The organism is Oscillochloris sp. ZM17-4, from assembly GCF_019599295.1.
Taxonomy (GTDB): domain Bacteria; phylum Chloroflexota; class Chloroflexia; order Chloroflexales; family Chloroflexaceae; genus Oscillochloris.
Window position 1 is genome coordinate 278,481 of the sequence record NZ_JAIEWN010000001.1, and the last position, 13,403, is coordinate 291,883.

The following is a 13,403-nucleotide window of genomic DNA, read 5'->3' on the forward strand; positions in this document are numbered from 1 at the left end:
GAAGTAGTCGATCAGCTGGAGGGTGAGCCGGTAGGTGTTGGCCTCGGGGCCGCCGTGGGTGTCGCCCACCACCACCAGCTTGCGCGGGCCGTCGCCCACCCGCACCGCCTGGATCGGCCGTCCCTGGCCCGAGAGCCCGATGGTGAACTCGCGCAGCGTCGGCTGGGCGCGGGCGGTGGGGACGACAGCCAACAGAAGGGCGAGACACGCCCATAGGGTTACACGCATAAAAATAAGCTCATCGTGTGCCCAACAGGCACATTCGGTATGTCGTAAGGGCGGAGCATAGCTCCGCCCTTACGACATATCCCCTCTCGCCCGGCGCTTGGCGGCCACAAAGTGGCTGTGGGTCAGGTTGATGCTGGCGGTGATCCGGCTGATCTCGGCGCTCTCATCGCTGGAGATCTCGCCGTCGGCGGCGGACACAGCGAAGAGCGCGTCGAGGAAGCGCACGCGGTCCTCGACGCTCGCGCCATCGGCGAACTCCTTGGTGAGCCGGAAGTAGTCGAGGTCGGCGGTCGACTCGGCCAGGGCCACCTCGGCCACCAGGGCCGCCCGCTCGCGGCTGATGCCCCAGCCGGACTCCAGCGCCTCGGCTATCCGCACAAACTCAGCCTCGGTCACGACATTGTCTACGCGGGCGACGCGGGCCAGCAGGCCGCCGGCCAGGGCCAGGGTGTGGGCCTCATCGGCGGGGATGCCCAGGTCGTCCTCGGGGGCCACGCCAAGGCGCTGGCGCACCGCGTAGTAGATCCGGTTATTGAGGAACTCCTCAAGGTACTGCTCGCGGTTCGGCCCGCCGGCGGGGTTCGCCCCGCGCAGCAGGCGACCGATCTGGGCGATCAGGCCGAGATCGACCCGCTCCAGGGCGGCGCGGATCTGATCGGCCACAGCCCGCTCCTCGCCCGTGATCACCCGGTCGGCGCGCAGCATCTGGTCGAGCGCGGCCAGGGCCAGCGCCCGGTCGCCGGGGCCGCGCAGGGCCGCCGCCAGGCCATCGACCAGGCGCGCGCGCTCCGCGGCGTCCACCGGCGAGTGCAGGTAGATCTCCAGCTCGCCCCACTCGTTTGCGGTCAGGGCCATCTCGCCTGAGCCGCCGGTCTGCCCGAGCTCGGCGAGGATGTTCTTCAGGCTGTTCACCTCGTCGCTGGCCAGGTGTCCGTCGGCCCATGCGGCGGCGATGATAACTTTGGCGAGGGCCATCGCCAGCGGGTTCTTGGGCATGACTATCCTTTACGTCCCGATGTAGGGACGCAGCGCGCTGCGTCCCTACGCGTCCCTACGCGTCCCTACGCCGTCTTCACGTGGTCTGCCACCTCAAGGCCGAGCGCCTCGACGCTCTGCTGGCGCATGAGGAACTTCTGGATCTTGCCGGTGACGGTCATCGGGAAGCTGTCGACAAACGTCACGTAGCGCGGGATCTTAAAGTGGGCGATCTGGCCGCGGCAGAAGGCGCGGATCTCCTCCGCGTCGGCCGTCTCGCCCGGCCGCAGCTTGACCCAGGCCATGATCTCCTCGCCGTACTTGAGGTCGGGCACGCCGATCACCTGCACGTCGCTGACCTTGGGGTGGCTGTAGAGGAACTCCTCGATCTCGCGCGGGTAGACGTTCTCGCCGCCGCGGATGATCATGTCCTTGATCCGGCCGACGATATTGATGTAGCCATCGTCGTCCATGGTGGCCAGGTCGCCGGTGTGCATCCAGCGCCCGGCGTCGATCGCGCCCCTGGTGGCCGCCTCGTTGTCCCAGTAGCCCAGCATCACGCTGTAGCCGCGGGTGCAGAGCTCGCCGGTGACGCCCACGGGCACCACCCCGCCGGAGGCCGGGTCGATGATCTTCACCTCGACGTGCGGGTGGACCTCGCCCACCGTGCCCACCTGCTTCTCCAGCGGCGCGCCGATCCGCGTCTGCGTGCTCACCGGGCTGGTCTCGGTCATGCCGTAGCAGATCTCGACCTCGCGCATGTTCATCTGCGACTGGACTCGCTTCATCACCTCGACGGGGCAGGGCGAGCCGGCCATGACCCCGGTGCGCAGGCTGCTCAGGTCGAAGCTGGCGAACTCGGGGTGCTCCAGCTCGGCGATGAACATCGTGGGCACGCCGTAGAGCGAGGTGGCCCGCTCCTCCTGGGCGGCGCGCAGCACGGCCAGCGGCTCGAAGCCCTCGCTCGGGTAGATCATAGTGGCGCCGTGGGTGACGCAGCCCAGATTGCCCATGACCATGCCGAAGCAGTGGTACAAAGGCACCGGGATCAGCATCCGGTCCTTGTCGGTGAGCGCCTGGATCTCGGCCACGAAGTAGCCGTTGTTGAGGATGTTGTGGTGGCTGAGCGTGGCACCCTTGGGGTAGCCGGTGGTGCCCGAGGTGTACTGAATATTGATCGGGTCGTCGAACTGCTGCTCGGCCTGGCGGGCGGCCAACTCATCTGCGCCCACCTTGTCGGCGGCGGCCATCAGCTCGGCCCATGTCATCGTCCCAGGCGCGGGCACATCGCCCAGGCGGATCACCGCGCGCAGCTCGGGCAGCCGGGCGGGCCGGCCGCCCTGGGCCAGCTCGGGGGCCAGCTCGGCGACCATCTGGGTGTAGTCGGAGCTCTTAAACTGCGGGGATATGACCAGCATCGCGCAGCCGGACTGGGCGAGGGCGTACTCGACCTCGTGGAGCCGATAGGCCGGGTTGATGTTGACCAGGATCGCGCCGATCTTGCTGGTGGCGAACTGGGTGATCGCCCACTCGGCGCGGTTGGGAGCCCAGATACCGACACGCTCGCCCTTGCGCATGCCGAGGGCGAGCAGCCCGCGCGCGCAGCGGTCGACCTCAGCCTTGAGCTGGGCGTAGGTATAGCGCAGACCCTGCTGGCACGACACCAGAGCCTCGTTCTCGGGGTACTGCGCGGCGATCTGGTCAAACATATCGCCGATCGTCAGCCCCAGCAGCGGCCTATCGCTCGTCCCGCTCACATAGCTCCATCGCTGAGTGGCCATGCTGATCTTCCTCCGAGTAGCCAGCAGCGACGCCGGCAGCTGAGCGCCATCGCGCAGGGTTGAATTCACGGGTCGCAGGTGTTATTCTATAGGGTAACACAGATCATGCGGCTGCGGCGATGGAGCCACCCCGAGCGATGTGAGCTTGCCCCGTGCGGGGCGGGCTTTTTTTGTGTACCGAACACGAAGGATAGGCGCCATGAGCAAAGAGAAGCGAGCAGAGAAGACGATGACATGGACCTGCCCGACCTGCGGAGAGCCGCTGGCCACCCAGGGCGATCTGCTGCGCTGCGCGAAGCACGGAGAGTTCTTCATCTACGGCCCGCGCCTGCTCGTGCGCGTGCCGCGCCAAGGTGTCGCCGCCCCGCTCATGCCCTGGCAGACCATGCAGGAGAATGTGGTGGGATAACCGCCGCAGCGTAGAGCGCAGCAGGACAATGAGCCGCCCCCGCCGCCCATGCCGCCCCAGCCGCCGCCGCCGGAGCTGCCGCCCCCTCCCGACCAGCCGCCGCTGCCGCCCCAGCCGCCGTGGCGCCTGCCGCTGCTCAGCGCCCCGCCGATGATCATCCCGCCGATGAGGTCGCCCGCGCCGCCGCCGCCGCCGCCCCGGTTGGCGTAGCTGCGCAGCTCGCGGGAGACATCGCGGGCCTCGCTGGTGATCGCGCGGGCCACGCTGATCGTCTTGTTCAGCTGCCCCTCGCCGCTGATCGGCAGGCGGATCTGGTCGAAGCTGCGCCGGGCGGCCTGGATCCGCTGGCCCAGGCCGCGCCCGCCGGGCACCTGCCGGCCATAGCTGGCGTAGAGCCCCTCGGCCTCCTGGAGCGCCGCGCGGGCCTTCGTCAGCTCGTCGTTCAGGTCGCTGCGCAGCTTCTCCAGGCGCTGCACATCGCCATAGACCGTCTGGTAGATCGTGCCGCTCTCCCCCTGGAGCTTGCGGTAGGCGGCGGCGCTCTTGCCGAGGGCGTCGCTGCGCTGACCCTCCTCAAGCGCATCGGCCTGGGCGCGCAGCGCGTGGGCTTGGTCGAGGGTGCCGCGCAGATCCTCGATCGCCGCGAGGCTCCCCGGCTGGATGTCGCTGCGGTGGAGGCCGGCGAACTTGACGATCTTCGTCACCTCAGACTCGGCCAGCTTGCGGGCCTGGTCGGCCTGCTGGCGCAGCTTCTCCATGGCCTCGGCCTCGCTGCGGGCGCCGGCCAGGGCCGCGTCGGCCAGCTGGTCGGCCTCCTGGGCGTCGCGCACCAGGGTCAGCCAGTTCGGCTTCGGCTTGCCGGACTCGGCCTGAGCTTGGCCGAGCAGCTCCTGCGCGCGCCGGAGCATGGACTCGGGGTCCTTGCCCACATCGGGGTCGTTCCCGCGCACAAACTCCCAGCCGGCGACGATGCTGCGCTGGGCCTCGTCCATGGTGGCCCGGGCCGTGTCGCGGGACTGCTCCAGGTCGCGCAGGCGCGCGATGATCGCGTCGATCAGCTCGTTGACGAAGGCCAGCTCCTGCGAGGCCGCGTCGAGATCCTCCTTGGCCGCGTGGAACTCCTGAGAATCCATCGTGTTGCGCGCCCCGGCGCTCTGCCAGTGCTCGTGGGCGCGGCTAGCGGCGGCCTCGGCCTCGCTGCCGTTGCCACGGATGTCGCTCCAGGTCTCCTCGGCGAACTCGTCCACCATATCGAAGGCGCGCCGGCCCTCGGCGATCAGATCGGCCGCCTTCAGCCCGGCCGCCTCGATCGCCGCCAGGCGCTCATCATTCTCGCCGCGCAGCGTCACCAGGCCTGCGCCGTTCGCCACCGCCTCGTCGAGCATCGTCTGGGCGGCCTGAAGCTTCACATTCGCCGCCGACGGGCCGCCGGACTGGAGCGCGCGGCCGGCCTCAGTCAGGGCCGTGCGCGCGCCGTCGATGGCGCCCTGGCTCACCTCCATGCGGTAGCCCTCGGCGGCCAGGCTCACGGCGTCGCTGCGGGCCTGGACGATCCCGCCACGGATGGCGGCGTAGCGGTCGAGCGTGGCGATCAGGACAGTTGCAGTCTCCGACGCCGCCTGGGCGGCCGCGATAGCGCTGCGGGCATCGTGCCCCTCAAGCGCCTTCTCGGCCTGGGAAACCTGCTGCTGGGCCGGGCCGAGGGCCGCCGTATGGTCGGCGATCTCTTTGCCCAGGCTCTGCAGCCGGTCGGCGGCGTCGGCTAGGATTTTTTTGCGCGGGCGATCTCCTCCGGGGCCTGGCGGGCCAGGGCGTCAAGCTCGGCGCGGATCTGCTCGACGGCGGACAGGTCGCCGACTACCACCTGGGCGGCGGCGCTGACCTGGCTGTAGGCGGCGGCGCTGGCGTTGAGCTGGGCGATCTCGGGCTTCGCGTAGCGGTCCAGCTGCTCGCCCACATCGTCAAAGTCGGTCTGCACCTTCACGAAGCGAGCCTGGGCCGCCGACTGGGCCACGCGCAGGCGCTCGACATCGGGCGGCGCGTAGGAGACCCGGTCGTACTGGGCCTTCTCCTCGGCGTTGCGGAAGCGCTGGCCGAGGTCGGCGATCAGCGTGGCCGCGCCCTCCTTGGCCTCCTTGAGCTGCCGGTCGGCCTCGGCCTTGATCTTCGCCGCCCGCCGCCGGCTGGCGTAGAGCGCGCCCCCGGCGATCGCCGTCGCCGCCGCCAGGCCGCCCGCCGCCAGCGGGGCCGTGTTGACATTGACGCTGCCGTTCGGCGAGGGCGGGCTGACGATCGCCTGCTCGATCGCGCCGAGGGTGCTGGTCACGCCGCCGGTGTAGTCGCCGCTGGAGAGGCCGGGGTTCAGCTCCTGGGTACGGATGAGGTCGAAGTTGTCGTTGACCTGGAGGGCCACATTCCAGTCGTCGCCGTAGCGGATGCCGCTGTAGCGGTCATTGAGCGCGACATAGATCGCGATCATCTTGGTGCGGGCCAGGCCGTCGCGCACCAGTCCGTCCTCGGTCAGGCGGCTGACGAAATCGCTATCACCGCCGCTCTGCACGAAGTAGACCGCCACCTGGGCGCCGCGGTCGATCAGCGGCTGGGCGGCCCGCTGCACCGCCGCGCGGTCGAGCTGTCCGCCCGGGTCGGTGAGGAACAGCTGGCCCTGGGCGAAGGCCGGCGAGGCCAGCAGCAGCAGGAGCGCCGCCACGGCAGCCAGCCGGAGCAAGGAGCGAATCATATTCCCTCCAAACATAGATATCGGCGCCGTAGGGATGCAGCGTGCTGTGTCTATGGGACACAGCACGCTGCATCCCTACGGCGCCGGCGAGACCGCAAGGTCGAGGGCAGTCTCGGGGGCGACGACGCCAACATCGGCGTCGAAGTCGTACATGTGCATCGTCATCGTGAAGTCGAAGGGCAGCGGCGTCTCGCCGGGGGTGGTGCCGGCGAAGGCCAGCCGCACCTGGTGCAGGTAGCCGTCATCGCAGACCCAGAGATCCGCCGCGACGCTATCCACATGCTCGGCGGAGGTGTCGACCGGCAGGCCGCTATCGCTCAGGCTCTTCAGCACCGCGAGGGAGACCGAGCGGTCGCCGCTGAAGCGCTGACATGCCTGGGAGTCGAGCTGCTCCTGCCCGGCCGGCGCGAACCCCGCCGGGTCCACTCCGCTCTGCGAGACGAGGGCCAGCAGGCCGGCGGGGTAGAGCGGCGGCGTGGCCATGACCGCCCGCGCCTTCGGCAGGCGGTACCAGGCGTCCTGGGTCGCGCCGATCACCGTGATCGGGCCGTGGATGTAGTCCTGCCCGGCGACGTGGACCACCTGGATGCCGCGGGGCGAGCTGCTGCCGTACAGCGCGGTGACGAAGCCGGTGAGCGCGAACCGGTAGTCGGCGTCCGAGAAGGCGCCCTTCATGCCCATGATCTCGGCGGGGGCCTGCGGGCTGCCGAGGGTGATCGCCCCGACCGCCCCGCTCCCGCTCATGGTGCGTGGCCGTCGGCGCCTGGGCGACGGGGCCACAGGCGGCGATCAGCAGGGCGAACATCGTGATAATCGCGGATCGATGCATCTGATGCTATCTCGGCTATGGTGAGTTCGGAGAAGGAGCCTCTGCCGGATTATAGCATGTGCGGGCTGGGGCTGGGCCTTCTGTTGAGGTCGCAGGCAGTTGCGTATAGCACATGGCTGCGGTATGATACGTCAAACATCGCGGCAGAAGAAAGGCAGGTGGGCCATGAACCTCTGGATCATGATCGGCATCGTCGTGTTCGTGATGATCAGCCAGGCCGTGCTCTGGTCGTGGGTGCTGATCGAGCGCCAGCGGAAGATCCCCGACGTGAAGATCTTCAACTGGCAGGAACTGGTCGCCGAGGCGCAGAAGATCGCCGACAACTACTACAAGGCGATGGGGCAACGATAGGTGAAATGAATGAGGCGAGCGCTATGCGCTCGCCTCATTACATCACTCTGTGGCGTCTATCGGGTGAAGCTGGAGCTCGCGCAGAAACATGAGGAAGGTGCGGGCCTGCTTCTTATGCTCGGGCGACAGGCCGTCGTAGAGGGTGAGGAATGCGTCGCGGTCGCGCGTCTCGCTGGTGAACTTATACTCGTCGCGCCCGGCGGCCTCGTTGATCAGGTCGATCGCCGTGGTGCGCAGGTGGATCGCCAGCGCCTCCAGCTCAGTGATCCGCACCCCCGTCTGCCCCGACTCCACGCCGGAGATATACGACCCGCTGACGCCGATCCTCCCGCCCAGATCGCTCTGGGTCAGCCGGTCGCGCTGGCGCTTGCGCTTGATCACCTCGCCGATCCGCTCGTTCAAGTTTGCCATATAGACACCTCATTGCAGATTGCAGATTGTAGATTGCAGATTGGACAAGGTTTCAGGTTGCTTTACAGTTTGACGCTATGAATGGTGTCCTATTGCGCCAAATCTGCAATCTGCAATCTGCAATCTCTCAGGGCAAGTTGCCGCGCAGGGCCGCCGTGGCCAGCCGCCAGAAAATCCGCCGCCGCGGCATCAGCTCGAAGACCTTCCCGCTCACCCCGTCGGTCGCGCTCGATGCCATGCGCAGGGCCACCTCGGCCGTCTCCTCGGCGGTGGTGCCGAAGATCTTCATGATCTTGGGCAGAACTTTGACTGCCTGGATGCCCGCGCCGATGGAGCGAATGCCGCTCATCATATCGGTAGGCACCATGCCGGGGGTGAGCACGTTGAACGAGATGTAGGGGTACTCTTTATAGTCGCGGGTCAGGCCCTCGGTGAGGCGGACAATCGCGGCCTTCGAGCTGCTGTAGGCGCTCAGGTAGCGCTGAGATCGCACGGCCCCGCCGCCCGAGAGGTTGATGATCTTGCCGCTGCGCCGCTCGATCATATGCGGCAGCACGCTGACGCAGCCGTGGTAACAGCCGAAGACGTTCACCTCGATCACGCGCCGCCACTCCTCGGGCGGCACATCCAGCGTCGGCGCGAACGGCCCGGAGATCGCCGCGTTATTCACCCAGATATCGATCTGGCCAAAGGCATCGATGGCTCGTTGCACCAGCGCCTGCACCTGGCCGAGGTCAGAGACATCGCAGGGCACGCCCTCGCAGACGATGCCCTGGCGGCGCAGCTCGCCCACCACCTGGCCAACTGCGTCCGCACAGTTCGATGAGACGACAACCCGTGCCCCAGCCCGTCCATAGCGCTCGGCAATCGCCCGGCCGATGCCGCGCGAGCTGCCGGTGATCACTGCCACCTTCCCCGTGAGAGAGATCTGCTGCTTTGCCATCCGAATGCCTCCTGCTGGTAGGGTGGGCGGGGGCGGCGGTATCGCCCCCTCGCTATTTGCTGTCAGGTTTGGACTCTATCGGTCGCGATTGTAAAATAGGCGCTCGGTGGCGTCAAGCATTCGCCTGCCTCGGCCGGATAACGAGGGTGTCGCCCTGGCGCCCGGCGCGGATAGCCACGCCGCCGCGCAGGCCCTCGGGCATGAGGATGTGGCGGCGGTAGGGGCCGGCGCGCACGATCAGCTCGTCGCCGCTGAGCGTGAGGCCCAGGGCCTCGCGGCGCAGGCCGGGCAGGTCGATCTCGACCCGAGGCTCGGTCGGGCCGGCCAGGCGCAGGGGCGGCGCGGGCTGCGGGCCGGGCAGCAGCCCGCCGTCGGCGTAGAGCGCCGCGCCGATCGCGGCCAGGCCCGCCGCGCCGCCGGGGGTGGCGGCGGCGTCCAGGCGGCGCAGCGGCAGCCCGCCCCATGTCTGGGCGGCGTCGGCGAGCACCTGGCGCTGCTCGGCCAGCAGCGGCCCCAGGGCGACGTTGCCCGCCGGCAGCAGCGGCCCGACGATGATCTGCTCCACCGCCAGCCCGAAGAGCTGGAGGGCCGGCAGGGCCACGGCGGCCTCCTCCAGCCCGCCGCGATCAGGCCGCAGCACGTAGCGCACCCGCGACTGATCCGGCGCGACCGTCTCGTCGCGCAGGCGCTCAAGCTGGACGCGGGCCTGCTGAACCTGGCCGATCCACTCGAAGGGGATGAGCGCCGAGGGCACCATGGCCCGGGCCATCGATGCGCTGGAGCGTCCGGGGTCGCGGTCGAGGCCGAGCAGCAGGCGCAGCGCCCAGCGGAAGGTGTCTGGGGCGCCGAGCGCGCGCAGCAGCCCGTCGTGGTGGCCGGCGTCCACACAGATCAGGTCGTAGCTGGGGGCGAGCCGGCGCAGGCGGGCCACCGCCAGGAACAGGTCGCTGCCGGGGATGATCGGCAGCTCCTCGCTGTTGATCGCCGAGGCGGGCGTGCCGCTCGGCTGCCCGCGCAGCGCGCCCCAGGCCGCCCCCAGATCCTCCAGGGCGTCGAGCGCCCACAGGTCGAGCCCGGGCGCGAGGCTCTGGGGCGCGCTAGATGGGCCGACGCCCGCCAGGGAGCCGACGCTGTGCGAGGGGCCGATGCTGGCGATCAGGGCGCGGCGCCCGGCCGCCGCCGCCGCCGCCGCCGTGGCCGCCGCCGCCGTGGCTGCGGTGCCGCCGGCGCTGCCAACAAAGATCAGGATCATGGGGTGCTCTACCTCTTATATCAACTGGAATTGAGCAAGCCGCATACGCGCCGCCGCCAGAGCGCGCTGGAACGCCATGCACGGCGGTCTGCAATCCAAAATCTGCAATCTGATAGGACTTACTGCAGGCCTGCCGTCAGCTCGGCGGCAACCCGCCGGAGCTGGCCGGCGGCGTCATCGGACACCAGGCCGCCGTGGTAGCAGATGATCGTCGTCACGTCGAGGGCGGCCAGAGCCAGGGCCGACTGCGCGGCCCCGGCCATGTCGGGCGTGAACTGCGGGTTGGGGCCAAGCAGCCGGCCGCCCTCCGCGCGCAGCGCATCGCCGGTGATCAGCGTCTTTGTGCGCTCCAGGTAGAGCGATATATGGCCGGGGGTGTGGCCGGGCGTGGCGACCACCCGCACCCCGCCGGCCAGGTCGAGGCGGGCGCCGTCCTGGAGCAGCTCATCCACCGGCGTCGGGATGAAGGCCTCGGCGGCGGCGCGCATATCGGGCCGCGCCGCCAGGGACTCCGGCGTCGCGAAGCGGGGCGGCCGCTCGCCGCTGATGAAGGGCGCCTCAAGCGCATAGGCCATAACGCTCGCGCCGCTGGCCTGGGCGAGATCGTGCAGCGAGCCGACATGGTCATAGTCCTGGTGGGTGATGATGATCCGCCTGAGGTCGGCCAGGCCGATCCCGAGCTCGGACAGGGCGGCGGTGATCGCGCCGACCTGCCCCGGCACGCCGGTGTCCACCAGGGCCGGGCCGTGGTCCGGGTCGAGGAGCAGCGTCAGGTTCAGCACGAAGGGCTGGTCGGGGCGGCCCATCGCCAGCTCCAGCACCGCCACATCGTCATTGAGCTTCATAGCGATCTCCCTATGCTCTGCGGACGCCCGAGGGGCGCAAGCATCAGTTTAGCATCGCCATCCGCTTCACCGCGCCCATGAACCGCGTCTCCGCCCTGGGCGCGGTGCGGATCACGCCGCCCACCGAGGGCGACCTGCGCTGGTCGGATGACGCCACGCAGCTCACCTTCACCCCGGCGACCACCCTGGAGCCCGATGCAGACTACATGATCCTTGTGGGCGGCGAGGCGATGGGCAGCTGGTGGCGGCCGATCGTCGCGCCACGCACGATCCGCTTCCACACCGCACCGCTCCCCGCCGTGATCGCCGCCCTGCCGAGCGCGACCGGCGCGCCCATCGACGGCTCGCTGGCGATCATCTTCAGCCAGGCCATGGTCCCCGCCGACCAGATCGGCCGCCTCGGCCAGCTGCCCCAGCTCCAGATCGACCCGCCGACGCCCGCCCATGCGCGCTGGCTCGACGAGACGACCCTGCTCATCCGCCCCGACTCGCCGCTGCGGGCGGCCACCCGCTACACCGCGACGATCGCGCCCGACCTGGCCGACCTGCGCGGGGTCGATCTCGGCCGGCCCTTCAGCTGGAGCTGGAGCACCGACTGGCCCGAGCCGCTCGACCGAGCCCCCGCCGATGGCACGCGCTGGGTCAGCCCAAGCCAGCCGCTCGTGCTCACCCTCTCCGCACCGCTCGACCCGGCGCTGCTGCGCTCGGCCCTGGCGATCAACCCGCCGGTGGAGGGCGCGATCACGACGGCGCAGATCGGCGCGACCCAGGTGGTCACCTTCACGCCTCGGCTCGGCTGGGAGTATGGCCGCAGCTACTGGGTGGGCCTGGCCTCGGACGACCCCGATCTCGCCCCGCCGCCGGATCTCGGCTGGCGCTTCAGCGTTGAGCCCAGGCCCGGCCTGATCGCCTTCTCCCCCGGCCAGGGCCAGGCGCTGGCGGCGGGCCAGGACGTGCGCCTGATCTTCAGCACGCCGATGGACGAGGCGGCGCTGCGGGACGGACTGCGGATCGACCCGCCCGTGGGCGACCTCTCCATGGATGTGAGCGAGACGGAGGTGCGCCTGCGACCGAGCCTGCGGCCATCCTCGACCTACACGATCACGGTGTCCGCCGACACGCCCGACCGCAGCGGCGAGCCGCTGGGCCTCACGACGACAGTGCAGCTGCGGGCGGCCCCCGCCGCGCCGGCCCTGCGCGCGCCCACGGCAACCGCCAATGTGATCAGCTTGCCGATCAGCCAGACGGCCCAGATCGCCCTGGAGCGGATCAACCTGTCGCGCCTGGACTTGACCCTCTACCAGCTCGATGCGCCGACGGCGGTGCGGGCGATGGGCCTCGCGCCCGATGAGTGGTACGACTTCAGCCCCGAGCGCTACGGCCAGTCGTCGGCCCGCAGCTGGCAGCTGCCTCTGAGCGACCCCGCCGATACCCCGACGCGCGCCCCCGTTACGGTTGCGCTCGCCGATGACGCGCCGCTGCCGGCGGGGATCTACTACCTGCGGGTGCGCTCGCCGGAGGGGCCGCGGGCCAACCTGCTGCTCCAGGTGTCGCCGCTGGACCTCACGCTGCGCCAGAGCGATAGCCAGGTGCTCGTCTGGGCCACCGACCGGGCCAGCGGCGAGCCGGTGGCCGACGTCTCGCTGTTGCTCTACGCCGGTGAGTCGCGGATCGCCCGCGGGCGCACCGATGCCGCCGGGGTCTGGGCACAGCCGATCCAGCGGCCGAACGGCGGCGCGCCCTATCTCGCCCTCGCCGACGCCCCCGCGCTGGCGCTGGTGCGCGGCGACTGGCTGGCCGCCCCGGCTGGCGCGGCCGCGCCGCAATTCGGCAGCATGCTCTTCCTCGACCGGCTTTCCTATCGGCCCGGCGACAGCGCGAGGGTCGGCGGGATCGCCCGCGCCTTTGCCGCCGACGGCAGCCTGGAGCTGCCCGCCGTCGGCACCCCCTGCTGGATGCAGCTGGAGCCCGCTGCGTCGCTGACGCCGATCCAGACCACCGCCTGCGCGGTCTCGGCCAGCGGCGCGCTCAGCGGCACCCTAAACATCTCGCCCAGCCAGCCCCTCGACAACTACAGCCTGGCGGTGCTGGTGGGCAATAGCATCACCAGGCTGCCGCTGCGCATGGCCGATGCGGCCGCGCCTGTCGAGATCTCATTCGCCGACGCCGGTGGCCTGGTGACACTGCGCGCCACCCGATCTGGCCTGCCCCTGGCCGGGGCAACGGTCAGCTGGACGCTCGACCTGGAGCCGCTGGCGATCGCGACCGACCCTGAGGGCTTCTCTTTTGACGCGCAGGTCGCCCCAACCGAGCGGCTCAGCGGCAGCGGAACGACAGACCCAGATGGCAGGCTGAATGTGGCGCTCCCCGCACGTGAGGCGCTAGAGGGGCCGCTGCACTATCGGCTGCGTGCCGAGCTGCGCGCCGGAGACGACCAGCCGGCCATCGGCCTCCACGCCGGGCAGATCCTCCCCGCCGACGACCGGGTCGGCCTACGCCTGAGCAGCAGGGTTGTCCTCAGCGACGAGCGAACGACGGTCGATCTGCTGAGCCTCGCCGCCGACGGCAGCCCCGCGCCCGGCCGGCGGGTCGGCGTGGCCGTCTACCGCGACGGCGATCGCGGCGGCGCCCCGGTCATC

11 protein-coding genes and 1 pseudogene are annotated in these 13,403 nt (G+C 70.1%); 2 read left to right on the forward strand and 10 right to left on the reverse strand.

The window, feature by feature from the left end:
- The 6 genes and pseudogenes from K2Z83_RS28610 to K2Z83_RS01155 all read right to left on the reverse strand — a co-directional run.
- Positions 1–228 (reverse strand): annotated as a pseudogene (locus tag K2Z83_RS28610) (peptidase M14); the annotation flags it as partial.
- A gap of 69 nt (positions 229–297) precedes the next feature.
- Positions 298–1,224, reverse strand: a complete 927-nt coding sequence (locus K2Z83_RS01135; RefSeq protein ID WP_220593343.1) for a TerB family tellurite resistance protein — start codon at positions 1,222–1,224, stop codon at positions 298–300.
- A gap of 65 nt (positions 1,225–1,289) precedes the next feature.
- A complete protein-coding gene (locus K2Z83_RS01140) occupies positions 1,290–2,984 on the reverse strand; it encodes an AMP-binding protein (protein ID WP_220593344.1) in 1,695 nt (564 codons plus the stop codon).
- A gap of 315 nt (positions 2,985–3,299) precedes the next feature.
- Entirely contained in the window at positions 3,300–4,922 is a 1,623-nt protein-coding gene (locus K2Z83_RS01145; RefSeq protein ID WP_220593345.1) for a hypothetical protein, read from the reverse strand.
- Between the two features lie 233 nt (positions 4,923–5,155).
- Positions 5,156–6,133 (reverse strand): hypothetical protein, encoded by a 978-nt coding sequence (locus K2Z83_RS01150; protein ID WP_220593346.1) that lies wholly within the window; start codon positions 6,131–6,133, stop codon positions 5,156–5,158.
- A gap of 75 nt (positions 6,134–6,208) precedes the next feature.
- Complete coding sequence (locus K2Z83_RS01155) at positions 6,209–6,877, reverse strand: hypothetical protein (protein WP_220593347.1); 669 nt, start codon at positions 6,875–6,877, stop codon at positions 6,209–6,211.
- A 250-nt stretch (positions 6,878–7,127) separates the two neighbouring features.
- On the opposite strand from K2Z83_RS01155, the gene K2Z83_RS01160 reads away from it, so the two are divergent.
- Positions 7,128–7,313 (forward strand): hypothetical protein, encoded by a 186-nt coding sequence (locus K2Z83_RS01160; protein ID WP_220593348.1) that lies wholly within the window; start codon positions 7,128–7,130, stop codon positions 7,311–7,313.
- 42 nt (positions 7,314–7,355) lie between these two features.
- Here K2Z83_RS01160 and K2Z83_RS01165 read toward each other — a convergent pair whose 3' ends face one another.
- From K2Z83_RS01165 to K2Z83_RS01180, 4 genes are all read right to left on the reverse strand, one after another.
- Positions 7,356–7,724: a helix-turn-helix domain-containing protein gene (locus K2Z83_RS01165; protein ID WP_220593349.1), complete on the reverse strand. Its 369-nt coding sequence runs from the start codon at positions 7,722–7,724 to the stop codon at positions 7,356–7,358.
- A 127-nt stretch (positions 7,725–7,851) separates the two neighbouring features.
- Positions 7,852–8,667, reverse strand: a complete 816-nt coding sequence (locus K2Z83_RS01170; protein ID WP_220593350.1) for an SDR family NAD(P)-dependent oxidoreductase — start codon at positions 8,665–8,667, stop codon at positions 7,852–7,854.
- Between the two features lie 112 nt (positions 8,668–8,779).
- Positions 8,780–9,919 (reverse strand): ArsA family ATPase, encoded by a 1,140-nt coding sequence (locus K2Z83_RS01175; RefSeq protein ID WP_220593351.1) that lies wholly within the window; start codon positions 9,917–9,919, stop codon positions 8,780–8,782.
- Between the two features lie 119 nt (positions 9,920–10,038).
- A complete protein-coding gene (locus K2Z83_RS01180) occupies positions 10,039–10,764 on the reverse strand; it encodes an MBL fold metallo-hydrolase (RefSeq protein ID WP_220593352.1) in 726 nt (241 codons plus the stop codon).
- A gap of 77 nt (positions 10,765–10,841) precedes the next feature.
- Between K2Z83_RS01180 and K2Z83_RS01185 the strand changes: the two genes are divergently transcribed.
- The coding region (locus tag K2Z83_RS01185; protein ID WP_220593353.1) for an Ig-like domain-containing alpha-2-macroglobulin family protein at positions 10,842–13,403 on the forward strand (2,562 nt) is incomplete at its 3' end.